Origin of the sequence: Maribellus luteus (assembly GCF_003576475.1) — a bacterium.
In the GTDB taxonomy this organism is placed as follows: Bacteria; Bacteroidota; Bacteroidia; order Bacteroidales; family Prolixibacteraceae; genus Draconibacterium; species Draconibacterium luteum.
Genome location: NZ_QWGR01000040.1, coordinates 1 through 1,664 on the forward strand (window position 1 = coordinate 1; position 1,664 = coordinate 1,664).

The window sequence follows — 1,664 nt, forward strand, 5'->3', positions numbered from 1 at the left end:
AAAAACGCGAGAAACAGCTTATTCCCCTTCGTAGTTTTAACAGGTACTTAAAAATTAGAGGGTTGTGCAACAGCTACCCGTGTTACCAATAGTTTTTTACTTGAGATTTTCAACCAAGATATCTTTAAGTTGTCCTGTTCGAAAATTTCTTGATATTATTTCACCATTTTTATTAATCAGAACATCGCCACTTAAACCAATATGATAAAATTCGGAGATACCTTTTTCTTTGTCAAAATCAAGAAGATTTGTCCAATCAGCTTCATTTCTTTTTATCGCGTTTTTCCATCTGATTTTATCGCAATCATCGGAAATTGCTACGATTTCATATCCTTGACTTTTATATTCGTTATAAATGGATTTATAGGCTCTCAATTTTCCATCAGTGCTTGAACATCGTGAGCTCCAGAAGAGAATATGAGTTAGTTCATTGTCTTTTACGATACTTGATAAAGCAGTAGAATTATCATTAATGGTCGTAAGTTCGTAATCGGTAAATTGCTGTCCTATTTCGTTTTGTCCAAATCCATTAATGTAGGTTGTTGTTTCTTTGATATATTTTGATTTAGGAAATAGAGGAGTTAATGGAGCTATTTTTTCTTCTAATGTTGCTTTATCCATTGAGCTACGCATTAACCATACGAAATATGCTGAAATTAAATTCTTATTTTGTTTTATATAGTTTGGGATAAAATCCTCCATCTTACTCGTCAAAATGGCAACGCTATCTTTTGTTGCTTCAATTTTAATGGAATCTGACATAGTCTTCAAGTTCGCGTAATTACGCATTAGATTATCCTCAATTGCTCTAAAATTGCTCATTACATTAATGAAGGTAGCATTCTGTTGCCCTCCTTTAATTTGCGGATTTTTGATGTCATTCATTGACAATTTTATATGTACGTCCTCTTCTCCAAAAAAGAAATCAACCGAGGTGAAATCGCCATCGTCATTTTCATCTTCTTCGAAGAATAATAAAAAAACTTCTGGGGACTGCTTCTTAATATGATATTCAAATTTTCCATCATTAAAAGGAATCGTATCCTTATCGTATTGAGAACTACCAGGTCTATATAAAAATAAATTTCCATTTTCTCTGTCTAAGACTTCTCCTGTAAGTATACACGATTTCTCATTCACTGATGTGCAACTAAAAAGAATTCCTATTAATGCAATTGTAATTAATTTTTGAAATTGTCTCATTTTGTGTCTTTTAAAATTATTGGTAACTAATCTATCTGTATACAAAAAGCTGACAATAACTCCCCGTACCGGAAATTAGATACGCTTTTGCAATTGATAATTGCCGTAAATCAATACCGGTATTCTTTTTATGCAGAAGTGAAATTTTTGTCGGGAGCCAGGTCATAGTAGGCGGTTTCGTTTTTTCGTTTTTCCGAAGATAGCAAGAAAAACGTTTCAGAAAGCTGTTTAACAAAACATTTCAAAGAATCGGCTTAACCATCTTCTTCCTAAAAAGTGAAAAGAAACGCTTTGGTCTCCTGTGCCCTGCGGCGGGTAAATCCTTCCTGCTATCCTCAGAGCCGCCCTGCGGCATTTCTTCGGGTTCCTGCAACATTTTTCAGTGTCCTGCGGCATTTTTTCGGTTTCCTGCAGGATTTTTGAGCGTCCTGCGGGCTTTTTTGTCGCCCTGCAACGCTTTT

Annotated in this window: 1 protein-coding gene; it reads right to left on the reverse strand. The window is 34.8% G+C overall.

Annotated elements, in window-relative coordinates:
* Positions 1 to 96 precede the first annotated feature (96 nt).
* A complete protein-coding gene (locus tag D1614_RS23570; protein WP_119440451.1) occupies positions 97 to 1,203 on the reverse strand; it encodes a DUF4369 domain-containing protein in 1,107 nt (368 codons plus the stop codon).
* Positions 1,204 to 1,664: the final 461 nt, after the last annotated feature.

What these genes read in the sequence shown, in the direction of transcription:
- D1614_RS23570 (WP_119440451.1), bottom strand. Translation starts at nt 1,203, where the DNA reads ATGAGACAATTTCAAAAATTAATTACAATTGCATTAATAGGAATTCTT.